General features: G+C 63.3%; 31 protein-coding genes. 14 read left to right on the top strand and 17 right to left on the bottom strand.

Annotated elements, in window-relative coordinates:
* Nucleotides 1–76 precede the first annotated feature (76 nt).
* The 15 genes from EO136_RS05270 to EO136_RS05200 all read right to left on the bottom strand — a co-directional run bounded on the left by EO136_RS05270 (nt 77) and on the right by EO136_RS05200 (nt 8,781).
* Nucleotides 77–271, bottom strand: coding sequence for a hypothetical protein (locus EO136_RS05270; RefSeq protein WP_127143421.1), 195 nt, complete (start codon nt 269–271; stop codon nt 77–79).
* Between the two features lie 73 nt (nt 272–344).
* On the bottom strand, nt 345–737 hold the full coding sequence (locus EO136_RS05265; RefSeq protein ID WP_127143420.1) for a VOC family protein: 393 nt from the start codon (nt 735–737) through the stop codon (nt 345–347).
* Nucleotides 737–2,221, bottom strand: a complete 1,485-nt coding sequence (gene gatB / locus EO136_RS05260; RefSeq protein ID WP_127143419.1) for an Asp-tRNA(Asn)/Glu-tRNA(Gln) amidotransferase subunit GatB — start codon at nt 2,219–2,221, stop codon at nt 737–739. The genes EO136_RS05265 and gatB overlap by 1 nt, the downstream gene beginning before the upstream one ends.
* A gap of 97 nt (nt 2,222–2,318) precedes the next feature.
* On the bottom strand, nt 2,319–2,744 hold the full coding sequence (locus EO136_RS05255) for a DUF1801 domain-containing protein (protein ID WP_127143418.1): 426 nt from the start codon (nt 2,742–2,744) through the stop codon (nt 2,319–2,321).
* A gap of 9 nt (nt 2,745–2,753) precedes the next feature.
* Nucleotides 2,754–2,963, bottom strand: a complete 210-nt coding sequence (locus tag EO136_RS05250) for a hypothetical protein (RefSeq protein ID WP_127143417.1) — start codon at nt 2,961–2,963, stop codon at nt 2,754–2,756.
* 26 nt (nt 2,964–2,989) lie between these two features.
* The gene (locus EO136_RS05245; RefSeq protein ID WP_127143416.1) at nt 2,990–3,418 is read right to left on the bottom strand and encodes an SRPBCC family protein; all 429 of its coding nucleotides are present in this window, start codon (nt 3,416–3,418) and stop codon (nt 2,990–2,992) included.
* Nucleotides 3,415–3,738 carry an ArsR/SmtB family transcription factor gene (locus EO136_RS05240; RefSeq protein WP_127143415.1) on the bottom strand — a complete coding sequence of 108 codons (324 nt, stop codon included), beginning with the start codon at nt 3,736–3,738 and terminating at the stop codon, nt 3,415–3,417. Before EO136_RS05240 ends, EO136_RS05245 begins: the two co-directional genes overlap by 4 nt.
* A 131-nt stretch (nt 3,739–3,869) precedes the next feature.
* Nucleotides 3,870–4,385, bottom strand: coding sequence for a GNAT family N-acetyltransferase (locus EO136_RS05235; protein ID WP_127143414.1), 516 nt, complete (start codon nt 4,383–4,385; stop codon nt 3,870–3,872).
* 15 nt (nt 4,386–4,400) lie between these two features.
* A complete protein-coding gene (locus EO136_RS05230) occupies nt 4,401–4,715 on the bottom strand; it encodes a chorismate mutase (protein WP_127143413.1) in 315 nt (104 codons plus the stop codon).
* A 9-nt stretch (nt 4,716–4,724) separates the two neighbouring features.
* On the bottom strand, nt 4,725–5,039 hold the full coding sequence (locus EO136_RS05225) for a hypothetical protein (RefSeq protein WP_127143412.1): 315 nt from the start codon (nt 5,037–5,039) through the stop codon (nt 4,725–4,727).
* Between the two features lie 81 nt (nt 5,040–5,120).
* The gene (locus EO136_RS05220) at nt 5,121–5,891 is read right to left on the bottom strand and encodes a pentapeptide repeat-containing protein (protein ID WP_127143411.1); all 771 of its coding nucleotides are present in this window, start codon (nt 5,889–5,891) and stop codon (nt 5,121–5,123) included.
* Entirely contained in the window at nt 5,879–7,366 is a 1,488-nt protein-coding gene (gatA, locus tag EO136_RS05215) for an Asp-tRNA(Asn)/Glu-tRNA(Gln) amidotransferase subunit GatA (protein ID WP_127143410.1), read from the bottom strand. The genes EO136_RS05220 and gatA overlap by 13 nt, the downstream gene beginning before the upstream one ends.
* On the bottom strand, nt 7,363–7,857 hold the full coding sequence (locus EO136_RS05210; RefSeq protein ID WP_127143409.1) for a GNAT family N-acetyltransferase: 495 nt from the start codon (nt 7,855–7,857) through the stop codon (nt 7,363–7,365). The genes gatA and EO136_RS05210 overlap by 4 nt, the downstream gene beginning before the upstream one ends.
* Nucleotides 7,858–7,860: 3 nt before the next feature.
* Nucleotides 7,861–8,148 (bottom strand): Asp-tRNA(Asn)/Glu-tRNA(Gln) amidotransferase subunit GatC, encoded by a 288-nt coding sequence (gene gatC / locus EO136_RS05205; protein WP_127143408.1) that lies wholly within the window; start codon nt 8,146–8,148, stop codon nt 7,861–7,863.
* A 96-nt stretch (nt 8,149–8,244) separates the two neighbouring features.
* A complete protein-coding gene (locus EO136_RS05200; protein ID WP_127143407.1) occupies nt 8,245–8,781 on the bottom strand; it encodes a hypothetical protein in 537 nt (178 codons plus the stop codon).
* A 76-nt stretch (nt 8,782–8,857) separates the two neighbouring features.
* Between EO136_RS05200 and ruvX the strand changes: the two genes are divergently transcribed.
* The 9 genes from ruvX to rpmG all read left to right on the top strand — a co-directional run bounded on the left by ruvX (nt 8,858) and on the right by rpmG (nt 19,166).
* Nucleotides 8,858–9,316 (top strand): Holliday junction resolvase RuvX, encoded by a 459-nt coding sequence (gene ruvX, locus EO136_RS05195; protein ID WP_127143406.1) that lies wholly within the window; start codon nt 8,858–8,860, stop codon nt 9,314–9,316.
* 69 nt (nt 9,317–9,385) lie between these two features.
* Nucleotides 9,386–10,375, top strand: coding sequence for an aspartate carbamoyltransferase catalytic subunit (locus tag EO136_RS05190; protein ID WP_127143405.1), 990 nt, complete (start codon nt 9,386–9,388; stop codon nt 10,373–10,375).
* Nucleotides 10,368–11,666, top strand: a complete 1,299-nt coding sequence (gene pyrC / locus EO136_RS05185) for a dihydroorotase (protein WP_127143404.1) — start codon at nt 10,368–10,370, stop codon at nt 11,664–11,666. Before EO136_RS05190 ends, pyrC begins: the two co-directional genes overlap by 8 nt.
* Nucleotides 11,663–12,265: a glycerol-3-phosphate 1-O-acyltransferase PlsY gene (plsY, locus tag EO136_RS05180; RefSeq protein WP_127143403.1), complete on the top strand. Its 603-nt coding sequence runs from the start codon at nt 11,663–11,665 to the stop codon at nt 12,263–12,265. The genes pyrC and plsY overlap by 4 nt, the downstream gene beginning before the upstream one ends.
* A gap of 4 nt (nt 12,266–12,269) precedes the next feature.
* Nucleotides 12,270–13,388 carry a DNA-processing protein DprA gene (dprA, locus tag EO136_RS05175; RefSeq protein WP_127143402.1) on the top strand — a complete coding sequence of 373 codons (1,119 nt, stop codon included), beginning with the start codon at nt 12,270–12,272 and terminating at the stop codon, nt 13,386–13,388.
* Nucleotides 13,389–13,508: 120 nt separating this feature from the next.
* On the top strand, nt 13,509–16,151 hold the full coding sequence (topA, locus tag EO136_RS05170; protein WP_127143401.1) for a type I DNA topoisomerase: 2,643 nt from the start codon (nt 13,509–13,511) through the stop codon (nt 16,149–16,151).
* An 8-nt stretch (nt 16,152–16,159) separates the two neighbouring features.
* Nucleotides 16,160–18,460, top strand: a complete 2,301-nt coding sequence (gene rnr / locus EO136_RS05165; RefSeq protein WP_127143400.1) for a ribonuclease R — start codon at nt 16,160–16,162, stop codon at nt 18,458–18,460.
* 60 nt (nt 18,461–18,520) lie between these two features.
* Nucleotides 18,521–18,895 carry a DUF983 domain-containing protein gene (locus tag EO136_RS05160; protein ID WP_127143679.1) on the top strand — a complete coding sequence of 125 codons (375 nt, stop codon included), beginning with the start codon at nt 18,521–18,523 and terminating at the stop codon, nt 18,893–18,895.
* Nucleotides 18,896–18,998: 103 nt separating this feature from the next.
* A complete protein-coding gene (rpmG, locus tag EO136_RS05155; RefSeq protein WP_127143399.1) occupies nt 18,999–19,166 on the top strand; it encodes a 50S ribosomal protein L33 in 168 nt (55 codons plus the stop codon).
* A gap of 410 nt (nt 19,167–19,576) precedes the next feature.
* Here rpmG and EO136_RS05150 read toward each other — a convergent pair whose 3' ends face one another.
* Together EO136_RS05150 and EO136_RS05145 are read right to left on the bottom strand one after the other, a co-directional pair.
* Nucleotides 19,577–20,947 carry a PleD family two-component system response regulator gene (locus EO136_RS05150; protein WP_127143398.1) on the bottom strand — a complete coding sequence of 457 codons (1,371 nt, stop codon included), beginning with the start codon at nt 20,945–20,947 and terminating at the stop codon, nt 19,577–19,579.
* 44 nt (nt 20,948–20,991) lie between these two features.
* A complete protein-coding gene (locus EO136_RS05145; RefSeq protein ID WP_127143397.1) occupies nt 20,992–21,366 on the bottom strand; it encodes a response regulator in 375 nt (124 codons plus the stop codon).
* Between the two features lie 100 nt (nt 21,367–21,466).
* On the opposite strand from EO136_RS05145, the gene EO136_RS05140 reads away from it, so the two are divergent.
* The 5 genes from EO136_RS05140 to EO136_RS05120 are packed head-to-tail and all read left to right on the top strand — an operon-like array spanning nt 21,467 to nt 25,432.
* Complete coding sequence (locus tag EO136_RS05140; RefSeq protein WP_164730444.1) at nt 21,467–21,742, top strand: DUF3572 family protein; 276 nt, start codon at nt 21,467–21,469, stop codon at nt 21,740–21,742.
* Between the two features lie 8 nt (nt 21,743–21,750).
* Entirely contained in the window at nt 21,751–23,064 is a 1,314-nt protein-coding gene (locus tag EO136_RS05135) for a DNA polymerase IV (protein ID WP_127143395.1), read from the top strand.
* Nucleotides 23,054–23,509 (top strand): RidA family protein, encoded by a 456-nt coding sequence (locus tag EO136_RS05130; protein WP_127143394.1) that lies wholly within the window; start codon nt 23,054–23,056, stop codon nt 23,507–23,509. The genes EO136_RS05135 and EO136_RS05130 overlap by 11 nt, the downstream gene beginning before the upstream one ends.
* Before the next feature lie 7 nt (nt 23,510–23,516).
* Nucleotides 23,517–24,272 (top strand): glycerophosphodiester phosphodiesterase family protein, encoded by a 756-nt coding sequence (locus EO136_RS05125; protein ID WP_127143393.1) that lies wholly within the window; start codon nt 23,517–23,519, stop codon nt 24,270–24,272.
* Nucleotides 24,269–25,432 (top strand): GNAT family N-acetyltransferase, encoded by a 1,164-nt coding sequence (locus EO136_RS05120; protein ID WP_127143392.1) that lies wholly within the window; start codon nt 24,269–24,271, stop codon nt 25,430–25,432. Before EO136_RS05125 ends, EO136_RS05120 begins: the two co-directional genes overlap by 4 nt.
* Nucleotides 25,433–25,463 lie beyond the last annotated feature (31 nt).

Genomic DNA, 25,463 nt, shown 5'->3' with positions numbered 1-25,463 from the left:
CAGAACAGGAGCTCTAAGTCTTTGATTTGTCGCGTGTCCGGGCCAAAAAAGTGTTTTCACTTGTCCTGGAAACGCTCTAGCGCCGATCCGGCTCCACATCCGGGCGCGGGGGAATTTCGGGATCGATCACGTCGGGACGCGGATCGTTCGGGTTGGGGATCGGACTATCGGGCTGCGGCGGGACAGGATCGCCGTTCGGTCCCGGAATCGGGGACACCGGATCGGGATTCGGAATCGTATCGGGGCGGTCATTGGGCTGGGGATTGGTCATGGCGGGCTCTCCTTTGCCCATTAACGCCCAGAGGCCCGGAGGCGTTGCGACGCTGCCGGGCGCGACCCGGTTTTCAATCCGTGCTCTTGGTGGGACTGGAAATATCCACGATGACACTGTTTGGGTCGCGCAGGACCATCTGGGTCTGGCCATAATCCAGAGGACGCGGCGGGCTGACGATGTCCGCCCCCATCGCTTTCGCCTTCTCATGGGCCGCATAAACGTCATCGACGACTAGCGTAAGATAACCACCGCCAAAAAGGCCCCGAGCAGGGCGCGGGACGACGTGGTGGACCTCGTCGATGATGCCGAGCTCATAGGCCAGATCGCCGCCCGGGGTGAGGACAATGTACCAGTCACTGGTGTAAAGACGCTCGAGGCCGCATAGCGCCTCGTAGAACCGGGCCGTGTCCTCTATGTCCTTGGCGAGGATATTGAAGACGATCCGGCTTGTTTTCTGCGTCATCAGTCCAGTCCAAGCTTGTCCTTCAGGATTGCATTGACAGCCTGGGGGTTGGCCTTGCCGCCGGTCTGCTTCATCACCTGACCCACAAACCAACCTAAAAGCCCCGGCTTGTTTTTAACAGCCTCGACCTGCCCGGGGTTCCCGGCGATGATATCGTCTACGATCTTCTCGATGGCACCGGTGTCCGACACCTGCTTCATGCCGCGGGCCTGTACGACCTCGGCGGGATCGCCGCCTTCGGTCCAAACGATCTCGAACAAATCCTTGGCGATCTTGCCCGAAATCTCGCCATTGGCGATCAAATCGATGATGCCGCCAAGCTGATCCGCGCTGACCGGGCTTTCCGCAATCGAATGGCCCTCCTTGTTCAGCCGCCCGAAATATTCATTAATCACCCAGTTGGCGGCGAGCTTGCCGTCGCGCCCCTTGGCCACCGCCTCGAAGAAATCGGCGGACTCCCGGTCCGTCACAAGCACCGAAGCGTCGTAGTGCGAGATGCCATAGGTTTCGATGAAGCGCTGGCGCTTCTCGTCGGGCAGCTCGGGCAGGCCCTTCGCGAGCTCGGCAACGAAGGCATCGTCGAACTCGAGCGGCAACAGATCCGGATCGGGGAAATAGCGGTAGTCGTGCGCCTCCTCCTTGGAGCGCATGGAGCGCGTCTGGCCGGACTTGGGATCGAACAGCCGGGTCTCCTGGTCGATAGCGCCGCCGTCTTCGAGGATATCGATCTGGCGGCGCGCCTCGTATTCGATCGCCTGGCCGGCGAAGCGCACGGAGTTGACGTTCTTGATCTCGCAGCGTGTGCCGAAGTCGCCGCCGGGGCGACGTACGGAAACATTGATGTCCGCGCGCATGGAGCCCTGCTCCATGTTACCGTCACAGGTCCCCAGATACCGCAGGATAGTGCGGAGCTTGGAGAGATAGGCCTTAGCCTCGTCCGAGGAGCGCAAATCGGGCTTGGAGACGATCTCCATGAGCGCGACGCCCGAGCGGTTCAGGTCGACGAAGCTCATGTTGGGGTGCTGATCGTGGATCGACTTGCCGGCGTCCTGCTCAAGGTGCAGGCGCTCGATGCCGATCTCCACCTCGCCGTCCTCGCCCAGATCGAGCAGGACCTTGCCCTCGCCCACGATCGGATCCTTGAACTGGGAGATCTGGTAGCCCTGGGGAAGGTCGGGATAGAAATAGTTCTTGCGGTCGAACACCGAGCGCTTGTTGATCTGGGCCTTGAGCCCGAGCCCCGTGCGCACGGCCTGGCGGACGCACTCGTCATTGATGACCGGCAGCATCCCCGGCATTGCCGCATCGACAAAGCTGACATTTGAGTTGGGCGGTCGACCGAACTCGGTTGACGAGCCGGAAAACAACTTGGATTCCGACGTCACTTGCGCGTGCACTTCCATGCCGATTACCATCTCCCAGTCGCCGGTGGCGCCGGAAATGAAGTATTTCGGGTTGGGTGTGCGGGTGTCGACGAGGGTCATGAACGGGCCTGAAAACGCTTGAGATTGCGTCCGTTCGATAGCGGAAATGGCCTTGGGAGGCTAGAGCGTTTGGACAAAAACCGCCCGGCGCCGCGCTTTACATCTTCTCGCCGGGCAGGCGGCTGGCCTGGCGGACCCAATCGGCGAATTGCGCCTCGTCGATCTCGTCACCCTCATGGACATGAAAGTAGCGCACATGGGGCTGCTTTGAGCCCACGGGCGGGATTGGATCGATCTCTGCCCCGCGCATGAAGGTGACCTTCACATAGCGATCAAAGCAGTGATAGCCGAGGAAGTAATGGTTCTCTTCCATCCCGTAGAGCGGGGTGTTCCATTTGACCGCTTTGAGCACAGTCGGAACCGTCCGGCTCACAATGTCGTCGATGCTTTGGCCAACCGCCTGCTTCCATCCCGGCATCGCCGCGATATAGGCCCGCACCGGCTCTTCACCATAACCTTTCGGGACCTGGGGGTTGCCCCCTGACAGAAGCACTGGCGCGCCCGGTCTACGGTTGTCGCTCATCGCCGTCTCCTAGCCCCGGCGCCTGCGCGCCGCATAGGGCAGGACGAACAGATAGAGCCCCGATGCCATGAGCACAAACAAAGGCGGCAGCGGCAGATAGTACAGCAGGCTGTCGGTGTCCTGTCCGGTGGCGGCGGCGGCCGTTGCGGCGAGAACCGCAAGGACGAAGACGATAGAGAGCCAGCGATGGGATTGGCGGATCAGAGTGCTTGCACGCATGGGGTTCTCCTGCAAACGGCTTGATGTCATTCGAGTCTGGACACGGCCTTTTCGAGATTTTCGAGATGCTGCTGCCAGCCGAATTGCGCGCCACCCAGCGCCTGCCTCTGGTCGGGCCGGAAGCCGGTCTGCTCCATGCGCACACGCGTTCCCGCCTCGGTCGGCGTGAGCGTGAACGTGACAACGCTTTTGAGCGCAAATGCGCGATCGTCATGGGCGTGATCCCAGGTATAGGAAAGCGTGCTGTGCGGTTCGATCTCCAGCACCTTGCATTCGACACCGCCCCAGTCGCCGCGCATGGAGAAGCTATGGCCCCTTTCGGGCCGGAAATCGGTCTTCATCAGCCATTCCGAGATCAGATGCGGCTGGGTGAGTGCTCGCCATACCTTGTCAGGGGGATGCGGCATGTCCCGTTCGACCACCACTGTTCGCACATCGGGGTTGCTCTCGTTCATTGATCCATCCTCTTGAGAACGTCTTCAAGAGCGTCGAGCCGTTCCTCCCAGAACCCGCCCATCTGCCGCGTCCAGTCCACGAGCGGACCAAGCCCCTCGCGCCGGGCGCTGTAGTGGGTCTGCCTGCCCTCCGGCCGGTCGATGACCAGACCGGCTTGCTTGAGCGTCTTGAGATGCCTGGACACCGCAGGCTGGGACACCCCCGACTGCAGGGTCAGCGCCCGGACCGTCAAATCCCCGTCCCGGCACAGCCGCTCGAAGATGCCCCGACGGGTCGGGTCGGAAAGAGCTGCAAACAGGGTATCTCGGGCCTTGGCCATGAAACTGATCACTCTCCGGCTATGGTTTAATTCATAACCGCATGGCTATCAATCCGTCAAGGCGCAAAAGTGCTGCCAGAGCATGTCTATGGGAATCGAGATCAACCGGAAGGCACGACGAGAAGTCGTACTTAGTGCGCGACGACGACCAGTTGCTTTTCCATGCGCACCTTTTCGATACGCCGACCGAGCAGACGCGAGAACTTCACGCCGCGCCAGACGATGCCGTAGCCCTCGCGGGCATAGAACCGGATCGCTCCGCCATTTTCGGCGTGCGTCTCGAGCACGCTCACATCGAGCCCTTCGCGGAAGATGTCGTCCTCGATCCTGCGCAACAGGCTGCGGCCGACGCCCTGGCGCTGGTGGAGCGGATCGACCCACAGGTCCGACACATAGGCGCTCATGGCGTCGCGCGCAGCCCAGCCGATCGGCATGCCGCCCTCGTCGGCCACCACGATGTCCGCCGAGGCATTGATGCAAAAGAGCTGGAAGCTGAGCAGCAGCGCCTCGCGCTCTGCGACGGGGCCAGCGTCACTCTGGCCTGCCAGCACGTGGTCCATGCTGGATTCCCACGCAAAATAAGCGAGATGGCCGAGACGATCGGCCTCCGCGATCGATGCCGGTCGGATCGTCAGGGCGTCGGACATGGCGGCCTCATCGGGTCAGGACTTGCGGTTCCTGGCGATGATGATGCCTTTTTCGTAGTTGATATTCCAGTCAATTAATGTCCGCCAGATCAGCTCGACCTGATCCTCGTCCAGATCGAGCGCCAAAGCCTGCTGGCGCCGCCTGGCGACGATGGCTGCGATCCGCGCCGGATCATTGGCCTCATGGGGGTCGGTCTTGATCTCTGCCATACGGGTCACATAGCCGTGCCGCTCCGCAAATAGGGCGATCAGGGCATTGTCGATCCTGTCGATCTCGGCGCGGACGTCGTCCTTGGTTTCGCATTCGGCCGGCAGCTTGCGTGCGCTCATCGATCGCCCCTATTGCCTCGTGGTTTCGCTCAGCATGAGCGCAATGTGTTCCCATTCCCGGGCAACCGAAGGCGCCGTGCGCCGCTTGCCCGCCTGCCGATACCAGTAATCGGCATTGCCCATGTCCGCCTCGATCCAGTGCAGCAGCGCATGCACCCAGTCGAACGACTGGACGCCCTCCATCTGCTGAACGATGCGGTGAGCTTCCTCCCATTCGGGGCCCATGCGGAACTCGCCCTTGCGGATCCACCACATGGCCTGGAGTGGCATGCTGAGGTCCTTGGGCGGCGCGGACCAATCCTGGGTGGTGAAAATGTCGGACATGAGCTTTTGAAATACCGTACAACATCAGAATAATTGTTGATCTGAGTTAGCCTCTAAGGGCGCCCAGTGCAACACGGTGGCTCAACGCCCCCGTGGAAAGACCCGTATGCCCAAAGGCCGCACCAGATCGATCAACTGATCGGCTGAAACCTTTACGCCTTCGAAGCTGGTCAGCCTGGTCACGTCGAGCCCAAGAAGCGTCGCGTCGCGCAGATCGGCGTTGTCGAGGATAGCACCGTTGAGATTGGCTTCGGACAGGTCCGAGCCGCGCAGGTCGGCACTCGATAGCGTGACCTGCCGCAAATCGGCCTGGCGCAAACTGCACTCTGACAAAATGCAATCATCAAGCCGGGCCTGCCGGAAACTCGACATGTCCAGTTGGGTTCCGATGAACCGGACGCGGGACACCGCGACCCGGCCCGATGACTTGGCAAATCGGGCATCTTCGAAATCGGCCCCTGCGGCCTTGCACTGCCTGAAGCTGGTATCGAACAGGCTCGCCAGTCCGAATTTCGCAGTTGCCAGATTGCAGTTTTCAAATGTCGCGCCGTCGAAATCGGCGCGGGAAAAATCACAGCCCTTCCGAGAGTCCGCGTCGAAAAATGAGCACTTGGAAAACAGTGCATCGGTGAAATTTGCGCCACCGAACCACGCCCGCTCGAACGTGCAGCTCTCAAATTTCCCGCCCGCAAGTTCGGCGTCGGTCAGGTGGGCGTCGCGAAAAACGCAATGGCGCGCATGAAGCGCGCCATCGGGAAGATCGGTCCAGTCGATGGCCGAAAGATCGGCGTTATCGACGGGCTTTCCGGCAAGAATCAGCTCTTCGAGCTGTCCTTGAGTCACGACCACCATTTGGACGGCGCCAGATCGAGAGCAGCGCTCTTTTCGATCACGCGCGCGGCGGCAAAGAGCGTCTCTTCGTCGAACGGCTTGCCGATGAGCTGCAGGCCGAGCGGCAAGCCTTCGCCGTTCTTGCCTGCAGGCACCGCTATGCCCGGCAGGCCGGCCATGTTCACAGTGACGGTGAAGACGTCGTTGAGGTACATCTTGACCGGATCGGAGCTCATGTCCTGATCCGCGATGCCGAAGGCCGCCGAAGGCGTCGCCGGCGTCAGGATCGCATCGACCCCGGCCGCGAAGGCATCCTCAAAATCCTTCTTGATCAGCGTGCGCACCTTCTGGGCACGGACGTAGTAGGCGTCGTAATAGCCCGCGGACAGCACATAGGTGCCGATCATCACCCGGCGCTTGACCTCGCGCCCGAACCCTTCGGCGCGGCTGAACTCGTACATCTCGGTGATGTCCTTGCCCGGAACGCGCAGCCCGTACTTCACGCCGTCATAGCGGGCGAGATTGGAAGAGGCCTCGGCAGGAGCAACGATATAATAGGCAGGCAGCGCATAGCGCGTATTGGGCAGCGAAATTTCCTTGATCGTCGCACCTTCTGCCTTGAGCCAGTCCAGCCCCTGCTGCCAGAGCTTTTCGATCTCGGCGGGCATGCCCTCCATGCGGTATTCGCGCGGCACGCCGATAGTGAGCCCTTTGACGCCCCGCTCTACCGCTGCGGCGAAATCGGGAACGGCCATGTCCACGGAGGTGCTGTCCCTGGGGTCGAACCCGCACATGGACGAGAGCATGATGGCGCTGTCCTCTACCGTACGGGCGATCGGCCCGGCCTGGTCGAGCGATGATGCGAAAGCCACGACGCCCCAGCGCGAACAGCGCCCATAGGTCGGCTTGATTCCGACCGTGCCGGTGAAGGCGGCAGGCTGACGGATAGAGCCGCCCGTGTCGGTCGCGGTCGCGCCGGCGCAGAGCCATGCGGACACGGCGGCAGCCGATCCGCCCGAGGACCCGCCGGGCACGAGGTCGGTATTGGAGTCCTTGCCACGCCAGGGGTTGATGACCGGGCCGTAATAGGAAGATTCGTTGGACGAGCCCATGGCGAACTCGTCCATGTTGAGCTTGCCGAGCATCACCGCTCCGTCCCGCCAGAGATTGGACGTGACGGCCGATTCGTATTCGGGCTTGAACCCATCAAGGATATGGCTCGCGGCCTGGGTGTGCACGCCCTGGGTCGCAAACAGATCCTTGACCCCCAGCGGCACACCCTCGAGCGGCCCGGCCTCGCCCTTTGCAATCCGCTCGTCGCTGGCCCTGGCCATGTCACGCGCCTTGTCTGCCGTGACGGCCACATAGGCGTTGAGCTTTTCCTTGGCCGCCTCGATGGCCGATACATAGGCGTCGGCGGCCTCAAGCGCGGTAAAGTCCTTCTTGGCAATGCCGTCGCGCAGGGCGGCAAGGGACAATCGGGTGAGATCGGTCACGAAAGCAGTTCCTTTTCGGAGCGCTGGGCGAGCGCCTTTTCGTAAAATTCGGAATAGGGACTATCGGGATAGTCGAGGAAGGCGCCGCGAGGCGTGAACCCTGAGCGCTCATATAACCTGTGGGCGGACGGCAGATCGGCGCGCGGGCCGGTTTCCAGCATGAGAACGCCAAGCCCCTGTTCATTGGCGCGCACCTCGATGGCGGCCAGAACCGCGGCACCAGCCCGCATGCCGCGGGCCTCGGGTACCGTGAACATGCGTTTGACCTCACCTATGCCGCCATTGTGGATCCGGAGCGCCCCGCAGGCCACCGCATTGCCTGGGCCGTCACGTCCAACGAACACCTGAGTATCTGGTCGGGCCATCTCTTCCACCGTCATGGCAAAGCAGTACTCGGGCGGGGAAAGCGGCATCAGGACGGCGTTCAGTGCTTCGATCAGCACGCGCACGTCATCCTGAAGCGGACTTTCGATGGCGACGACAACGCTCAAGGCCTACTCCACCACCTTGGGCACCATGAAGAAATTGTCTTCCGTAAGCGGTGCATTGGAGACGATCCTGTCGGCATGGCCGCCATCGGTGACCGCATCTTCCCGGCGGCGCAGAACCATCGGGGTGACCGAGGTCATGGGCTCGACATCGGACACGTCGACTTCCCCGAGTTGCTCGACGAACCCGAGAATGGCGTTGAGCTCGCCCTCATAGGCAGAGACCTCATCCTCGGAAATCCGGATGCGGGCGAGGCGCCCAATGCGCCTTACGGTATCGGCATCGACCGACATGGGTTTCTCCAGGCCAAGTGTTTCAAGGCACGCACGTGATGTTGTGCATGCGTCGACGGCTTTTAACAATCGTGGCCTGCAAATGGCAATTGCCAATCAGGCTTCCACTGCCAGCCCCGCATCGGCGACGACCAGCCCGCTGCCGGCCAGTTGCGGCGCAAGAGCCGCAAACGCTGCATCGACTTCTTCCGCGGGAACGGCAAGAACGATGAGTTTTGGGCGTGCAATGTCGAGCAGCGCGGTGCCAGCCGCAGCACATGCGCGCCCTGCCCCGGCCAGCACGACAACCGCAGCGTCGGCCCATCGGCCCCACTGGGGCGGCACGCTCGTTTCGGCGAGGACCATCATGCCCTCGTCCCGCGTATCGCAGACGATCGCTCGGGAGGACAGGCGACGCAGGTCCAGCCCCTCATCGCCCTGCGGCTCGTCGATCAGACGCGTGCGGCGCCTGGGGCGCCAGCTTTCAGCGTCGAAGTGAGGCAGGTCGGCACTGTCGAGATCGACCAGCGTATCGGCCCCCGAGCGAAGTTCGGCCGGTTCGATGTCTCTGGGCGCGCCATCGGGTTCAATCACCAGAATGCGCCCCTCGATCTGGATGCGGAAGGTTGATCCGCCCAGCCATACGATTTTCATGCCATGGCCTCCGCTTGCCAATCGCGTCAGGTTTGCTGATAAGCGCCTGGAACCTGGCGAGCAAGAAAGCAATCCCATGACCGAGATGGACAATCCCCTCGCCAATCTCGGACCAGCCGGCAAGCTCATGGGGCTCGACCTCGGCACCCGGACGATCGGGGTGGCGATCTCGGACGGCCTGCGCATGACGGCGAGCCCGCTCGAGACGATCAAGCGCACCAAATTCACTCCCGATGCCCAGCACCTTCTGGCTCTCATAGACAAGCACGCCATCCGGGGCATCATCCTGGGATTGCCGCTGAACATGGACGGAACCGAGGGCCCCCGGGTCCAGTCTACCCGGGCCTTTGCGCGCAGCTTTGCCCAGAAGACCGAGCTGCCGATCGCCTTCTGGGACGAACGGCTCTCGACGATGGCCGTCACCCGCACCATGCTCGAGGCGGACCTCTCGCGCGCCAAGCGAGCCGAAGTGGTCGACAAGCTGGCGGCCAGCTACATCCTCCAGGGCGCGCTCGACCGGCTCAGGAGGGGATAACCGGCCAACAATTTGTTGCCTCGCCTGCTGGCACGCGGTAGTCACCCCCGATTGCAACTGGGGCTTGATATGGCACAGCGCACGCCAGACGCTTCCGAAACCGGTGCGGGCACGGCCACCGCATTTCCCGCCTTTGCTCACCGTCACATGCTTGGTATCGCCGGTCTAAATCCGGTGGAGATCGACGCCCTGCTCAACCGGGCCGAGGCGATGATCCCCATATCACGACAGCGCCGGACGCTGCCGAACCTGGCCGGAAAGACCCAGATCAATCTCTTCTTCGAGAACTCGACACGCACTCAGGCCAGCTTCGAGATCGCCGGCAAGCGCCTCGGCGCCACGGTGATGAACATGGCGATGCGCACCTCCTCGGTCGCAAAGGGCGAAACGCTCGTCGATACGGCCGCAACGCTCAATGCCATGCAACCCGACGTGATCGTGGTGCGCCACGGCTCCTCGGGTGCGGTATCGCTCCTGAGCCAGAAGGTCGAGTGCGCGGTGATCAACGCGGGCGACGGCACCCATGAGCACCCCACCCAGGCATTGCTCGATGCGCTGACCATTCGCCGCCATCTCGGGCGCCTGAACGGAATGACGGTAGCCATATGCGGGGACATCGCCAATTCCCGGGTCGCCCGCTCCAACCTCGTGCTGCTGCGCACGATGCTGGCGCGCACGCGGGTCATCGCTCCCCGCACCCTGTTGCCACCCGGAATCGGCGATATGGTCGACGAGGTCTATACCGACATGCGTGAAGGGCTGGAGGGCGTCGACGTCATCATGATGCTGCGCCTGCAGCACGAGCGTTCAGCAGGCAAGCTCATCGCCTCGCCGCGTGAATATTTCCGCTTCTATGGCCTCGATGCCGAAAAGCTGCGCTATGCCAATCCCAATGCCCTCGTCATGCATCCCGGCCCCATGAACCGGGGTGTGGAGATCGACCCGGCGATTGCCGACGGTCCGCAATCGGTGATCACCGAACAGGTGGAGATGGGCGTGGCGGTGCGCATGGCCGTTCTTGATGCCCTGCTCTCGAAAACGGACGCCGCCGATGCGTAAACCCCTGCTGATCGAGAATGCCCACATCATCAATTCGATGCCCTATCACGACCACATCGGAGCGATCCTGGTCGAGGACGGTCGCGTGTCCGAGATCGTCAAGGGCGCCCCCCCCGGCGCTCCGGATGGGGCCGAGCGCATAGATGCCAAGGGGTTGATCGCCAGCCCTGGCCTCATCGACATGCGGGTGTTCACTGGCGAGCCCGGGCTGGATTACCGCGAAACTCTCGAATCGGCCTCGCTCGCGGCCGCAGCCGGCGGCGTCACCACCATTGTCGTGATGCCCGACACCAACCCGGTGATCGATGATCCCGCGCTCGTGGATTTCGTGGCGCGCCGCGCTGCTGCAACCGCCAAGGTGCGCGTTCTCCCGGCGGCTGCGATCACGCGCGGCGTCGAGGGGCGCGAGATCACCGAATTTGGCCTTCTGCGCGAGGCCGGCGCCGTCTGCCTGACCGATGGCCGCCGCTCGATCCAGGATTCGGGCGTCCTCAAGGCAGCGATGACCTACGCCTACAACTTCGACATGCCGATCGTGCACCTGCCCTGCGATGCGTCGCTGGCCGCGGGCGGCCAGATGAACGCCGGCTCGTTCTCGAGTTTTCTCGGGCTCAAAGGCATCCCCATCGAAGCCGAGACGATCCCTCTGGACCGGGACATGCAACTGGCGCTGGCAACCGGCGTGCGCTACCACGCCGCCCCGGTCTCGACCGCCCGCAGCATCGACGTCCTCGAGCGCTACCGCAGGGACGGCAGTGTTACCTCGGCCGGCGTATCGATCAACAATCTCTGCCTCAACCAAACCGACATCGGCGCCTACCGGACCTACTACAAGCTCAATCCGCCTTTGCGCACCGAAGACGACCGCCGGGCCCTGATCGCCGGGATAAAGTCCGGATTGATCGACACCATTCACTCCGATCACGACCCGCAGGACAGCGAGGTCAAGCGCCAGCCATTCGCCGACGCGGCAACCGGCGCCATCGGGCTGGAGACGCTTCTGGCAAGTGCATTGCGTCTCTTCCATTCCGATGATCTGGACATCATGGTCCTTCTCGAGACCATGACGACGCGTCCGGCGCAGATATTGGGACTTGAAACCGGCTCGCTGAAAAAAGGCGCACCTGCGGACATATGTCTTTTCGATGTGGACTATCCCTGGATTGTCGAAGAAGCTCAGTTGCGGTCACGCTCGACCAACACCGCTTTCGAGAATGCGCGCATGACAGGCAAGGTGATGATGACGATCGTAGGCGGAGAGATCGTATTCAAGGAAACGGGGCGGTGGTGATCGACTTTCTGCTTGCCGCGATCATCGGCTATGGGCTCGGCTCGATCCCGTTCGGTCTCGTGGCCACCCGGTTGGCCGGGCTCGGCGACGTCCGCTCGATCGGCTCGGGCAATATCGGGGCGACCAACGTCCTGCGCACCGGCCGCAAGGATCTCGCCGCGCTGACGCTGATTGGCGACGCGGGCAAGGGGGCACTGGCGGTCTTCCTGACCCTGTGGCTGATTTCGCCGCGAGCCGCCCTCGTCGCCGGCGTAGCGGCATTTGTGGGGCATGTCTTTCCGGTCTGGCTCGGTTTTAAGGGCGGCAAGGGCGTGGCGACCTATATCGGCACCCTCCTCGCCCTGAGCTGGCCGGTGGGGCTGATTTTCTGCGCGATCTGGCTGCTGGTGGCGGTGACCACACGCTATTCCTCGCTCTCGGCGCTGGTGGCGGCATGTGTCGCCCCGATCGCGGCATTGATCCTCTCGGGCCCGCCGCTCACCATCGCATGCCTGGCGCTGACCCTGACGCTGATGTTCACGCACCGCGCCAACATCGCCCGCCTGCGAGCGGGAACCGAAACCAGAATCGGCGGATCGAAATCCGCCCGCGAAAGCTGATCGCATGGCGACGCGTGGACGGCTCACCCCCGCCCAGCGCGTCGCATGGCTTCGCCTGATCCGTGCCGACAATGTCGGGCCCGCCACCTTCCGCAGTCTTCTCAACCGGTTCGGCTCGGCTCAGGCCGCGCTGGATGCGCTGCCCGATCTGACCCGCCGCGGCGGCGCCCGGCACGTGTCCGTGCCCACGCCATCGGAAATCGAGGACGAGATTGCGCGGGCCGAGGCGATCGGAGTGCGATTCCTCGCCAGTGCCGAGCCCAACTATCCGTCCCATCTGCTCCACATCTCCGGACCGCCGCCCATACTGGCCGTCATGGGCGGCGACCTGCTCGACCATGAACGCACGGTCGGAATCGTCGGAGCCCGAAACGCGTCTGCTGCAGGCCGACGCATGGCTGGAACGCTGGCGCGCGACCTGGGTGAACAAGGATATGTCATCGTCTCGGGCCTTGCGCGCGGCATCGATGCGGCCGCTCACGAAGCTTCGCTGGGCACCGGCACGATTGCAGTCATGGCCGGAGGACTCGATCGCATCTACCCGGACAACCACAAGCCTCTCGCCGCCGCCATCGTTGAAGCTGGAGGCGTTCTGGTGAGCGAAATGCCCATGGGCTGGGAGCCGCGCGCCCGGGATTTCCCTCGACGCAACCGGCTCGTCGCCGGTCTGTCGCTCGGCGTCGTGATCGTCGAAGCCGCCAAGCGGTCGGGCTCGCTGATCACCGCGCGGCTGGCGCTCGAGCAGAACAGGGAGGTCTTTGCCGTACCCGGTTTCCCCCTGGATCCTCGGTCCGAAGGCGCCAACGCCTTGATCAGGCAGGGCGCAACGCTGATCACCTGTGCTCGCGATATCCTTGAGGATCTTTCAGGTGCCGACCCGGCGGCGGCGTCCCTGTTCGAGATGCCGCCCGAAATCTCCGACCACATCCCGGACTGGTCCGATCCCACCGAGGACGAAAGGTCGCGGCTGCTTTCGGCCCTGAGCCACACTCCAACTTCGCTCGATGCTCTGATTCAGGCCACAGGGATCGGGGTCGCGAGCCTCCAGACCCTGATGCTCGAACTGGAGCTCGCTGGCCGGATCGAAAGGTCCGGCGGCCAGCTCGTGGCACTGCGTTTCTAGGCGCCCGATTGACACAGCCCGGTGCATTCACCATTTTGCGCGCACTTCGGGAGCCGCCCCAGTCGGCAGGTTTTCCCCTTCCCAGGGTCACACTGCGTAAAGTTGCGGAGCCGCCAAGGCATGAAAGTCGTCATCGTCGAGAGCCCGGCCAAGGCCAAGACAATCAACAGCTATCTCGGCAAGGACTACGAAGTTCTGGCAAGCTTCGGGCATGTCCGCGACCTGCCCTCCAAGGATGGCTCGGTGCGCCCCGACGAAGATTTCGCCATGAGCTGGGCGGTCGATACGGCGTCAAAAAAACGCATCGCCGACATCGCGAGGGCGCTCAAGGGCGCCGACGAACTGATTCTCGCGACTGACCCGGATCGCGAAGGCGAAGCGATTTCCTGGCATCTTCTGGATGTGCTGCGCGAGAAAAAGGCGCTCAAGAAGGATACGCCGGTCAAGCGCGTGGTCTTTAACGCCATCACGCGCGATGCCGTGACCCGCGCCATGCAGAACCCGCGCGATATCGACGGGCCGCTGGTCGACGCCTATCTTGCCCGCCGGGCCCTCGATTATCTGGTGGGTTTCACGCTCTCTCCCATTCTCTGGCGCAAGCTGCCCGGTTCCCGCTCCGCGGGGCGCGTGCAATCGGTGGCCCTGCGCCTCGTATGCGAGCGCGAGGAAGAGATCGAGAAGTTCAAGCCGGTCGAGTACTGGAGTGTTATCCCCACGCTCAACCAGGCCGGCAAGTCCTTTGCCACGCGGCTCTACAGCGTGGATGGGGCAAAGACCGACAAGCTCACGGTCAAGACTGGCGAGGACGCGGACGCGCTCAAAAAGGCGATCGTATCCGGCAGCTTCCGGATCGCCTCGGTCGACAAGAAGCCGACCAAGCGCAATCCCTATGCCCCCTTCACCACCTCGACGCTCCAGCAGGACGCCTCCACGCGTCTTGGCTTTGCGCCGTCACGCACCATGCAGGTCGCCCAGCGGCTCTATGAGAGCGGGCTGATCACCTATATGCGGACCGACGCCGTGCAGATGGCACCCGAGGCCATCGAGGCCTCCCGCCGGGTCATCGCCAAGGAATTCGGCAGCGAGTACGTGCCCGAAAAGCCCCGGCATTACGCCTCCAAGGCCAAGAACGCCCAGGAAGCCCACGAGGCGATCCGCCCCACCGATCTGGGCAAGAATCCCGATACCCTGCGCAACCTCGAGCCTGAACAACACAAGCTCTACCAGCTTGTCTGGCGCCGGGCGCTGGCCAGCCAGATGCGGTCCGCCGAAATCGAGCGCACGACTGCCGATATCGACGTCACTGCCGCTGGCCGCGCCATCACACTGCGCGCCACAGGCTCTGTGATCACCTTTCCCGGCTTCCTGGGCGTCTATGGCGTGGAAAAGACCGAGGATGACGACGAGGACAGCCGCGAGCTGCCCGCCCTCGCCGTGGGCGATACCCCGGCACTCGAGAAGGTCGATGTGGAGCAGCATTTCACCCAGCCCCCTGCCCGCTATACTGAAGCGAGCCTGATCAAGCGCATGGAAGAACTCGGGATCGGCCGTCCCTCCACCTATGCGGCGACGCTCGGAACACTCAAGGATCGCGACTATATCCGGCTGGAAAAGCGCGCGCTGATCCCCGAGGACCGCGGCCGGCTGGTCACGGCGTTCCTCCAGAGCTTTTTCACCAAATATGTCGAGTACGGCTTTACCGCCGCGCTCGAGGAACAACTCGACGAGATTTCCTCGGGCGATATCGACTACAAGGACGTGCTGCGCCAGTTCTGGAAGGATTTCTCCGAGCACACCACCGAGATCAAGGACCTGCGCGTCTCGGAGGTCCTTGATGCCCTTAACGAACTTCTGGGCCACCACATCTTCCCGCCCAAGGAAGACGGCAGCGATCCGCGCCTGTGCCCCACCTGCGGGCAAGGCCAACTGTCGCTCAAGCTGGGCAAGTACGGAGCATTCATAGGGTGCTCGAACTATCCCGATTGCCGACACACCCAGCAGCTTGCCGAAAGCGCAACCGGACAAGCCGCCGAGGCGACCGCTGGAACCGGGCTGATCGGCACGCACCCCGATACGGGCCTCGAGATCCATCTCAAGACCGGCCGGTTCGGCCCCTATCTCGAGATGGGAGACGGCAAGGACGCCAAGCGCGCCAGCATCCCCAAGGGTTGGGAGCCCGCCTCGATCGATTTCGAGAAGGCCCTCAAGCTGATCTCGCTGCCCCGCGAGGTCGGAACTCATCCCGAGACCGGAGAGATGATCACGGCCGGTATCGGACGGTACGGCCCGTTCGTTCTGCACGAGAAGACCTATGCCAATCTCTCTGACGTTGAAGAGGTTTTCACCGTCGGACTTAATCGCGCGGTCTCGCTGATCGCCGAGAAGAAAGCCAATGGCGGACGCGGCAGGGGCGCGGCGGCCAGCGTGCTCAAGGAGCTCGGCGATCATCCGGATGGCGGCGCCATGACCGTTCGCAACGGCCGCTATGGGCCTTATGTGAACCACGGCAAAATCAACGCCACCCTGCCCAAGGACATGGCGCCCGAAGACGTGAACGTGGAAAAGGCGCTGGAACTGATCGCCGCCAAGGCCGGTTCGAAGGGCAAGACCAAGGCCGCCGCCAAGCCCAAGGCCAAAACGTCGAAGGCCAAAACGTCCACGGCGAAGGCGGCGCCAAGCAAGTCCGCGGCAGCGAAATCGGCAACAACGGCCAAAGCCCCCGCCAAGACGAAGGCGCCGGCCAAAAAGAAGGCCGAAGCTTAGGATAATCCATGTCAAAAGCCGACACGCCCAGATCAAACAAGACGAAGCGGGCGGCGGTTTATGCGCCCGGCGTGATCCCGACGCGCGAGGAAATCCTCGAAGCGGTGCTTGCCTATCCCGACATCGCTTCAAAGCGCGATATCGCCCGGTATTTCGGGATCAAGGGAGACGATCGGAAGGCGCTCAAGGCGGTGTTGCGCGAGATGGAGGCCGACGGCCTACTTGCGCGCGAGCGCAAGACCATAAGGATCGCCCGCGAACTGCCGGCCGTCACTGTACTCGACATCCCCGGTGACGCGGATCCGGATGCGCTCCACGCCTTCCCGTCGAAATGGAACGAGGAAGACGGCGAGCGCCCTCGGGTGGAGATCAGGACGCCAGGCAATGCCCGGGTCGTGCCGGCGCCCGGCGACCGTATCCTTGCCCGCATCGACCGCGGCGAAGAGCTGGTGCCCAACTACACCGGTCGCGCCATGAAGATCCTGGCGAAACCCCGCAAGGCCGATATCGGCGTGGTCCGCATGGACGAAGACGGGGCCCGGCTCGTGCCGGTCGAACGCAAGGCGCGCGAAATGCGCATTTCGAGCGGGGACCTGGGCAATGCACGCGACGGGGACCTCGTCGAGGTCGAGATCGTGGAATCGGGCCGGCTGCGCATTCCCCGCGCCAAGGTGGTTTCGGTGGTGGGCAATCCCCAGTCCGAAGGCGCAGTCAGCCTCATCGCCCTGCATGCTCTGGACATCCCCTACCGCTTCCCCGCCATCGTGCTCAGGGAAGCCGCTGCAGTCGAACCCGCCGGGCTCGAAGGCCGAGAGGACTGGCGAGACATCCCGCTGATCACCATCGATCCGGCGGACGCCAAGGATCACGACGACGCGGTGCATGCCGAGCCCGACACCGATCCGCGCAACCCCGGCGGCCACATCGTCCATGTAGCGATCGCCGACGTGGCCCGGTACGTCCAGCCTGGCTCGGCCATGGATCGCGAGGCCTTCGTGCGCGGAAACTCGGTCTATTTCCCCGACCGTGTCGTCCCCATGCTGCCCGAGCGGATCTCCAACGATCTATGCTCGCTCCGGTCCATGGAGAACCGTCCGGCCATGGGGCTGCGTATTGTCATCGACGCGGAGGGTAACAAGAAGAGCCATTCCTTCCATCGGGTCATGATGCGTTCCGCCGCAGGATTGAGCTACGAACGGGCCCAGGGCGCCATTGATGGCACGCCCGACGACGAGACGGGCCCGCTGCTCGAGCCTGTGCTGAAACCCCTTTGGGCCGCCTACGCCGCATTGGCCAGGGCCCGGGAGAAGCGCGGACCGCTGGCCCTCGACCTCCCCGAGCGCCGGATTCGGCTGGACGACAAAGGGCTGGTCGCCGACGTCTATGTGCCCGAAAGGCTTGTGGCGCACCGGCTGATCGAAGAAATGATGGTGCTCTCGAACGTCTGCGCAGCAGAAACGCTTGAGAAGCGCAATGTCGGGCTGCTTTATCGGGTCCATGACGAGCCGGGCCGCGAGAAGCTGATTACTCTGGGCGAGTTCCTTAAATCGCTGAACCTGCCCACCCCGCGCGGGGAAGGCATGCGGCCGCGCGATTTCAACCAGATCCTGGTGCGCGCCGAGCAGGAGGGAAAGAGCGAGCAGGTCAACGAAATGGTCCTGCGCAGCCAGGCCCAAGCCGAATATGCGCCGGAGAACTTCGGTCATTTCGGCCTGAACCTCGATCGCTACGCGCACTTCACCTCGCCCATCCGGCGCTACGCTGACCTGATCGTGCACCGCGCGCTGATTCGTGCCCTTGATCTGGGCGATGACGGGCTGAGCGAAGCCGAGGAGCTGCGTTTGGGCCAGATCGGCCAGCACATTTCCGCGACCGAGCGCCGGGCGATGGCCGCCGAACGCGAAACCTCCGATCGCCTGCTCGCCCATTATCTTGCCGACCGAATCGGTTCGCGGTTCACCGGCAAGGTCGCTGGCGTGGTGGGCGCAGGCCTCTTCATAAGGCTCGACGAAACCGGAGCGGACGGCTTCGTGCCCGTCTCATCGCTGGGGACGGACTATTTCCGCTTCATCGAGGAGCAGCAGGCCCTCGTGGGCGAGCGCACCGGAGAGCGGTTCGGCATCGGCGACCGGGTGGAAGTGCGACTGCTTGAAGCAGCCCCCATGGCTGGCGCTTTGCGGTTCGAGATCCTATCTGAAGGCATGCGCGGGGAAGCGCCGGGGCGTGGCAAGCGCAGCCAGCGCAAACCCGGTCAGTCGCCGCGCGGGCGCGGAAAACCCGCTGCCCGCCCCCGAGGCAAAAGGAGATGACCCTTGCCCGTACTTGACCACGGAGAATTCGAGCGGCCCCGTCGCGGCCTCTGGCCGGCGATGAAGCGCGGCATGCTGTGCCGCTGCCCCAATTGCGGCGAGGGCCGTATGTTCAGGGCTTATCTCAAGGTCGCCGATTCCTGCGAGGCGTGCGGACAGGAATTGCACCACCACCGGGCCGATGATGCGCCGCCCTATCTCGTGATCTTCATCGTGGGGCACCTGATCGTGGGGCTGATGCTCCATATCGAGATGGCCTATCGGGTGGCACCACTGGTTTACCTGGCAACGATGATTCCCCTCACCATCGTGCTGTCGTTGGCCATGCTGCCCCCGATCAAAGGTGCGGTCGTTGCCTTGCAATGGGCCAAGTACATGCACGGGTTTGACCCGGCAGCGCCCCGTGAAGGCGCTGCAGGCGTTCAACTCCACTGACGACGCTTGACTTTCGACCCAAAATCCATAGTTTGCCGCCAATTGATCAAGGGCCGCGCGCCGGAAACGGGCAGCGCGGCGCGTTTTTTCCAGGAACAGTGCCATGGCCAAGTCCAACACCATCAAAGTCAAGCTGGTCTCGACCGCAGATACCGGTTTCTTCTACGTCACCAAGAAAAATACCCGGACGATGACCGAGAAGCTCTCGTTCCGGAAGTATGACCCCGTCGTGCGCAAGCACGTCGACTTCAAGGAAGCAAAGATCAAATAAGATCGGCTTCCCGGTCCCAAATACGTAAAGCCCCGCATTGGCGGGGCTTTTTTTGTCTGCGACGCTGAGAAAGTGCGGCGGGCCTGAAGGCCCAATGAAAGGCTGGACGCTTTCCGGCGGCAGGAACAGTGCTCCTCCGCCATGCTGCCTTCGAGAGTGGTTGGCCCGTCCCGGTTGTCGAAGAGGCCACTCTTGCCGGGACGGACCAACCGCCCCACGGACCCAGGAGTTGCGGCGGACCTGAAAGCCGTAGGGCATGGAAGCAGCAATGTTCGAGACATCTTGCTTCCATGGATCCGACCATATTGGCGAGCACCGCAAAGGGCCAGCGTTTCCGGCCTTCATGACGCCCGTTTAAGCAAATATAATGAAGTGTTAACCTTACTGGACTTGCCGCGCGTCGATCACGACTAGGCCGCGTCTGCGACCACGCGATTGCGGCCGGCACGCTTGGCCCGGTAGAGCGCCACATCGGCCCGCTTGATGAGCGTTTCGGGCGTATCGTGATCCCGCTCGTTGAACGCCAGCCCGACGCTTACGGTTACGGCGAGCGGCAACTCCGTGCCCACGCTGAACCCCTGCTCGGCCATGGCGACCCGCACGCGTTCAGCGATGGCCTCGGCCTGCGCGGTGCCGGTATCGGGCATGACGACCACGAATTCCTCCCCCCCGAATCGGCACGCCAGATCCACCCCGCGGATGTGCCGCTGCAGACGCACCGCGAATTCCTTGAGGATTTTGTCGCCGACATCATGCCCGTGGGTGTCGTTGACGGCCTTGAAGAAATCGATGTCCAGCATCATCACGGCCATCTCGCGGTCCTGCTCCTGGGCCTTGTCGAGAATCATCTGCAGGTGCCGGTCGAGATAACGGCGATTGTATAGCCCGGTCAGCTCGTCGGTGACCGCCATAGCCATCGTAGAGTTGACGCTCTCGCGCAGCTCTACGGTGTAGCGGTGCCGGCGCAACTGCGTGCGCACCCGAGCGGACAGTTCGTTGCGCTCGATGGGCCGCAGGATGAAGTCGTTCACGCCGAGCTCTAGCGCGCGCACGATGCGCTGTCTGTCTCCGTCTTCTGCCACGAGGATGATCGGCACCGACCGGGTCTGCTCGACCGTGCGCAACTGCGAGCAGACGCGCAGGGCGTCAAACCCCTCCAACTCCATGCTGACCAGAACAAGCTCGAAATCACCGCCCGAGGCCTCCAGCACCGCATCGGCAGGATTGGCCAGAACCGTGACCGAATGATGGGCTTCGAGATGGGAATTCAGGCGCCCTGCCCGCCCCCTATCGGTATCGATCACCAGCAGGCGGCCGCCTTCCACGGGCATCTCGTTGGCCCCGGCACCCACCCTCTCGAGCGCGATCTGCTGGCTGGTGACGGCCCTGGCGCGCAGCTCGTCTGTCAGCGCCTTGACCCGTACGAGGCTCTTGACCCGCGCCATGAGCTGGATGTCGTCGACCGGCTTGGTGAGAAAATCGTCGGCTCCCGCTTCGAGCCCCTGGACCCGATCCCCCGCCTGGTCGAGCGCCGTGATCATAACCACGGGAATGTGAGCCGTACGCGGATTGTCCTTGAGGATGGCGCAGCACTCGAAGCCGTCCATCTCGGGCATCATCACGTCGAGCAGGACGATATCGACGTCCTGGGTGTTGCAGATTTCGATCGCTTCGCGCGCGGAACTGGCCGTCAGCACGTCGAAATACTCGGCGCTGAGCCGGGCATCGAGCAGTTTGACGTTCGTTGGGACATCGTCGACGACCAGCACTCGCGCTGTCACACCCGTCTCCCTGCACTTAGGATGTTTCGGTCCGAAATCGGGGGCTACCCGGCCTTGCCAATGTAGCCTTCAATCGTTTCCAAAAAGTGTGGCACGGAGATGGGCTTGGAGATGTACCCCTCACATCCGCCCTGCAGGATGCGTTCTTCATCCCCCTTCATGGCGAAGGCGGTCACGGCGATGATGGGGATGGCAGCCAGATCTTCGTCTTCCTTGATCCACTTGGTCACCACCAGCCCGGAAACCTCGGGAAGCTGGATATCCATGAGGATCAGGTCCGGCCGGTGCTCGCGGGCCAGGTCGAGCGCTTCCATTCCATTGCGGGTCTGGATCGTCGCATAGCCGCGGGACTCCAGCAGATCGTGAAAGAGCTTCATGTTGAGCTCGTTGTCTTCCACGATCATCACGGTCTTGGCCATTGGTCCTCGCTCGATGCCGATCGCGTCGGAACTTTCCGCTACGCTTGAACTCCGCTAGCATCAATACGTTACGAAACAAGAAATACGCGAGTCTTGCGCAGTGCGCGATAGTCCCCGGGAACAGGACCTTCAACAGGTCGCAGATGCCTGTCTGGCATGGCTTGCCGCCGATGTCGACGAACTCGAACGCTTCATGGCGCTGGCAGGCTATTCGCCCCAGTCGCTCAGGGCCTCCCTTGGTTCCGAGGCGCTGGCGACGGGCTTGCTGGAGTACTTCGTGCGCAACGAGCCCCTTCTTCTGGCCATGAGCGCGAATGCGAACCTGCCGGTCGATTGGATCATGCGCGTCTGGCATAGGTACAACCCCGAAACGTGATCGCCCCGATGACTGCGAGCCCCTATGTCTGCCGGGACTGTTATGCCAGCGGGCGGACCCAGGCACCGCTGCGCAGATGCCCTGTCTGCGCCTCGCCGCGCCTACTCGCCCATGCCGAACTGCTCGACCTGGCGATCGCCCATGTCGATTGTGACGCCTTTTACGCCAGTATCGAGAAGCGGGATAATCCCGAGTTGCGCGATCGGCCCCTGATCGTGGGCGGCGGCCAGCGCGGCGTGGTGGCAACCTGCTGCTACATCGCCCGGATGAGCGGCGTGCGATCGGCCATGCCCATGTTCAAGGCGAGGCGCCTGTGCCCCGAGGCGGTGATCATCAAGCCCGACATGCGCAAATATGCCGAGGCCAGCCGGGCCATCCGAAGCCATATGGAGGCACTGACCCCACTGGTCCAGCCGATCTCAATCGACGAGGCCTTCCTCGACCTCACCGGCACCGGGCGCGTTCACAAGGCACCGCCGGCCGTGGTGCTCGCGCGGTTCGCGCGTACCATCGAGACCGAGGTCGGCGTGACCGTGTCGGTGGGGTTGAGCCACAACAAGTTCCTCGCCAAGATCGCCTCGGACCTCGACAAGCCGAGGGGCTTTGCCGTGATCGGCGCCGCCGAGACGATCTCCTTCCTCGCCGCCCAGCCCATTACGCTGATCCATGGGGTGGGCAAGGCCATGGAAGAAACCCTCAGGCGCGACGGCCTGACCATGATCGGCCAGCTCCAGACCATGGCGCCCGAGGATCTGATGCGCCGCTACGGAGAGGCCGGCGCCCGCCTGGCGCGCCTGGCGCGCGGCACCGACGCACGGCCAGTGGCGACCACTCGGGACACCAAATCGGTGAGCTCGGAAATCACGTTCTTTTCAGACCTCGCCGATTTCGATTCCCTCTCCACCGCCCTGATGGGTCTATGCGAGAAGCTGTCGGATCGTCTCAAGAACCAGAAGCTTGTGGGCGACACCATAACGCTCAAGCTCAAGACCGCCGGCTTCCGCACCCGGACGCGGGCCCAGCACCTGACGGTGCCAACCCAGCTCGCCCATACCCTTTATGACGTCGGAAGGACGCTTCTGGCTCGCGAGCTCGACGGCACCGCCTTCCGGCTGCTGGGGATCGGGGTAGCCGGGCTGGCTGCTGCGGACGGCAGCGACCCGGTCGATCTTATTGAGCCCACCGTAGCCAGAAAGGCGGCTGCCGAGAGGGCTGTGGACAAGGTGCGCGACCGCTTCGGCAAGGGTGCCCTGGTGCGCGGAAAGCTCTATCGTGGCGCCGAATCCAAGCCTAGGGAACCGGAGAACGACAATGACCATTGAACAGACCCTCAAGGACCTCGGACACGAGCTGCCCAAGCCGGCCGCACCGGCGGCGAGCTACGCCCCCGTGCGCCAGAGCGGGAACCTGCTTTACGTCTCGGGCCAGATCTCGATCGGTCCCGATGGCATCGTGAAGGGGCGGCTGGGAGACGGCACCGACGTCGCCGCCGGCCAGAAATGCGCCGAGTTCTGTGCCCTCCAGATCCTGGGCCAGGTGGCGACGGTCGCCCCGCTCGAAAAAATCGCCGCCGTGCTCAAGCTCACCGTTCTGGTGGCCTCCCACCCTGATTTCAACGAGCAGCACGTCGTCGCCAACGGCGCGTCGGATCTGTTCATCAAAGTGTTGGGTGAAAAGGGTAAGCACGCCCGCGCCGCATTCGGCGTCGCCGCTCTGCCCCTCGGCGCTGCGGTCGAAATCGACGCCGTGATCGAACTGGAGGCCTGAGCCACCCATGCATGACGCCCTTTTTGCCCGCCCCATTGCCCATCGCGGGCGCCATGACCGGGCAATGGGCGTCATCGAGAACTCCGCATCGGCTTTCGCCGGGGCGATGGAGCGTGGCTTTGCGATCGAGTGCGACCTGCAGCTCACCGCCGACGGGGTGCCCATCGTCTTCCACGATGATGATCTCGAAAGGCTTACCGCGCGCACGGGCCCCGTGCGCGGCATCGAGGCGGCCGCGCTCGGGGCGATGCCCCTCGAGGGCAGCGCCAGTGGCGACTGCCCGCAAGCCTTTCCGGCCTTTCTCGACCAGGTGGCAGGACGCGTTCCGCTGATCGTGGAACTGAAGGCGCAAGCCGATAGCCAAGGCACTACGGCGCTTGCCGAACGCGCGGTCAGAATGGCGGAAGACTACCAAGGCCTGCTCGGATTCAAGTCCTTCGATCCAGCGCTGCTCCTGGCTGTCCGGCGGGCCGGCTTTGCCGGGCCTTGCGGCATCGTCACCTACGCCTACCGGACGCCGGAATGGGACACGGCACTGACGGACGCTCAACGATTTGTGCGCAGGCACCTCTTGCACTGGCCCCTGACGCGCTTCACATTCATCTCGTGCGCGCACCAGGATATCACCCTTCCGATGGTCCGTCTCTGCCGCCGGATGGGCCTCGTTGTGATGACCTGGACGGTGCGCGATACAGACACTGCGCACAGCGCACTCGCGCATGCGGACCAGATCGTCTTTGAAGGCTTTGACCCCGAAACGTGACCGACACCACGGACCTGACCATCTCGGTTCATCCCTCCACCGCGTCCATTCCAGCCGACACCTGGAATTCGGTCGCTTCGGGTAGCGCCGAGAGACCCGCCAACCCGTTCCTCGAACACGCGTTCTTTCTCGCGCTCGAGGACGCCGGCTGCGCCACCGCGCGCACCGGCTGGCAGGCCCAGCATCTGCTGGTGGAGCGAGCCGGCGAGCCGGTGGGGTTGATGCCCTTGTTCCTCAAATCCCATTCCATGGGCGAATACGTCTTCGATCACGCCTGGGCCGATGCCATCGAGCGCGCCGGCGGGAAATATTATCCAAAGCTGCAATGCGCCCTGCCCTTCACCCCGGCCACCTCCCCCAAGATCCTCGCCCGCAACGACGACATCGAAACCCGCATGGTGCTTCTGCGCGCTGCGGAAACGCTGGCGGACCGGCTGGACGCCTCCTCGATCCATGCCACCTTCGTGACCGAGGACGAGGAAGCGGTGGCGCGCGAGGCAGACTGGCTCATCCGCCACGACACTCAGTTCCATTGGTCCAACGACGGGTTCTCCAGCTTCGATAGCTTTCTCGAGACCATGCAATCGCGCAAGCGCAAGGCCATCAGGCGCGAGCGCCGCGATGCTCTCGCCGAGGGGCTTGAGGTCGATTGGGTCACCGGATCTGACCTCACGGAAGCCCATTGGGATGCGTTCTTCGAGTTCTACATGGACACCGGCAGCCGCAAATGGGGCCGGCCCTATCTCAACCGGGAATTCTTCTCGCGCATATCCGAGACCATGGGTGACAGGGTTCTGCTGATCCTCGCACGCGATGGCACCGACTATATCGCCGGCGCGCTCAATTTCATCGGCACCGATACGCTATACGGGCGGAACTGGGGCACGCTGCGCGACGTGCCGTTTCTCCATTTCGAAATCTGCTATTATCAGGCCATCGACTTCGCCATTGCCCATGGGCTGAAATCGGTCGAAGCCGGTGCACAGGGCGAGCACAAGCTGGCGCGCGGCTATGCGCCCCACACAACCCGATCGATGCACCACATCGTCCATCCCGGACTGCGGGGGGCGGTCGCTGACTATCTCGAGCAGGAACGTCGGGCCATCGCCGAGCAAAACCGCATCCTCGCCGACCACGCGCCGTTCAAAAAAAACGGGTAGCGACCAACGGTTCGCACGCCTTGGCCGATGC

The sequence above is a fragment of the Pelagibacterium montanilacus genome (assembly GCF_003992665.1).
Classification (GTDB): domain Bacteria; phylum Pseudomonadota; class Alphaproteobacteria; order Rhizobiales; family Devosiaceae; genus Pelagibacterium; species Pelagibacterium montanilacus.
This window is presented reverse-complemented; position numbering and strand designations above follow the sequence as displayed.

What these genes read in the sequence shown, in the direction of transcription:
- EO136_RS05230 (WP_127143413.1), bottom strand. Translation starts at nt 4,715, where the DNA reads ATGAGCGCACGCAAGCTGCCGGCCGAATGCGAAACCAAGGACGACGTC.
- EO136_RS05265 (WP_127143420.1), bottom strand. Translation starts at nt 737, where the DNA reads ATGACGCAGAAAACAAGCCGGATCGTCTTCAATATCCTCGCCAAGGAC.
- EO136_RS05130 (WP_127143394.1), top strand. Translation starts at nt 23,054, where the DNA reads ATGACCATTGAACAGACCCTCAAGGACCTCGGACACGAGCTGCCCAAG.
- dprA (WP_127143402.1), top strand. Translation starts at nt 12,270, where the DNA reads ATGGCGACGCGTGGACGGCTCACCCCCGCCCAGCGCGTCGCATGGCTT.
- gatB (WP_127143419.1), bottom strand. Translation starts at nt 2,221, where the DNA reads ATGACCCTCGTCGACACCCGCACACCCAACCCGAAATACTTCATTTCC.
- EO136_RS05225 (WP_127143412.1), bottom strand. Translation starts at nt 5,039, where the DNA reads ATGTCCGACATTTTCACCACCCAGGATTGGTCCGCGCCGCCCAAGGAC.
- EO136_RS05190 (WP_127143405.1), top strand. Translation starts at nt 9,386, where the DNA reads ATGGCACAGCGCACGCCAGACGCTTCCGAAACCGGTGCGGGCACGGCC.
- topA (WP_127143401.1), top strand. Translation starts at nt 13,509, where the DNA reads ATGAAAGTCGTCATCGTCGAGAGCCCGGCCAAGGCCAAGACAATCAAC.
- EO136_RS05245 (WP_127143416.1), bottom strand. Translation starts at nt 3,418, where the DNA reads ATGAACGAGAGCAACCCCGATGTGCGAACAGTGGTGGTCGAACGGGAC.
- EO136_RS05255 (WP_127143418.1), bottom strand. Translation starts at nt 2,744, where the DNA reads ATGAGCGACAACCGTAGACCGGGCGCGCCAGTGCTTCTGTCAGGGGGC.
- EO136_RS05125 (WP_127143393.1), top strand. Translation starts at nt 23,517, where the DNA reads ATGCATGACGCCCTTTTTGCCCGCCCCATTGCCCATCGCGGGCGCCAT.
- EO136_RS05250 (WP_127143417.1), bottom strand. Translation starts at nt 2,963, where the DNA reads ATGCGTGCAAGCACTCTGATCCGCCAATCCCATCGCTGGCTCTCTATC.
- EO136_RS05270 (WP_127143421.1), bottom strand. Translation starts at nt 271, where the DNA reads ATGACCAATCCCCAGCCCAATGACCGCCCCGATACGATTCCGAATCCC.
- gatC (WP_127143408.1), bottom strand. Translation starts at nt 8,148, where the DNA reads ATGTCGGTCGATGCCGATACCGTAAGGCGCATTGGGCGCCTCGCCCGC.
- rnr (WP_127143400.1), top strand. Translation starts at nt 16,160, where the DNA reads ATGTCAAAAGCCGACACGCCCAGATCAAACAAGACGAAGCGGGCGGCG.
- pyrC (WP_127143404.1), top strand. Translation starts at nt 10,368, where the DNA reads ATGCGTAAACCCCTGCTGATCGAGAATGCCCACATCATCAATTCGATG.
- ruvX (WP_127143406.1), top strand. Translation starts at nt 8,858, where the DNA reads ATGACCGAGATGGACAATCCCCTCGCCAATCTCGGACCAGCCGGCAAG.
- EO136_RS05200 (WP_127143407.1), bottom strand. Translation starts at nt 8,781, where the DNA reads ATGAAAATCGTATGGCTGGGCGGATCAACCTTCCGCATCCAGATCGAG.
- EO136_RS05240 (WP_127143415.1), bottom strand. Translation starts at nt 3,738, where the DNA reads ATGGCCAAGGCCCGAGATACCCTGTTTGCAGCTCTTTCCGACCCGACC.
- EO136_RS05220 (WP_127143411.1), bottom strand. Translation starts at nt 5,891, where the DNA reads ATGGTGGTCGTGACTCAAGGACAGCTCGAAGAGCTGATTCTTGCCGGA.
- EO136_RS05135 (WP_127143395.1), top strand. Translation starts at nt 21,751, where the DNA reads ATGACTGCGAGCCCCTATGTCTGCCGGGACTGTTATGCCAGCGGGCGG.
- EO136_RS05160 (WP_127143679.1), top strand. Translation starts at nt 18,521, where the DNA reads ATGAAGCGCGGCATGCTGTGCCGCTGCCCCAATTGCGGCGAGGGCCGT.
- rpmG (WP_127143399.1), top strand. Translation starts at nt 18,999, where the DNA reads ATGGCCAAGTCCAACACCATCAAAGTCAAGCTGGTCTCGACCGCAGAT.
- EO136_RS05235 (WP_127143414.1), bottom strand. Translation starts at nt 4,385, where the DNA reads ATGTCCGACGCCCTGACGATCCGACCGGCATCGATCGCGGAGGCCGAT.
- EO136_RS05145 (WP_127143397.1), bottom strand. Translation starts at nt 21,366, where the DNA reads ATGGCCAAGACCGTGATGATCGTGGAAGACAACGAGCTCAACATGAAG.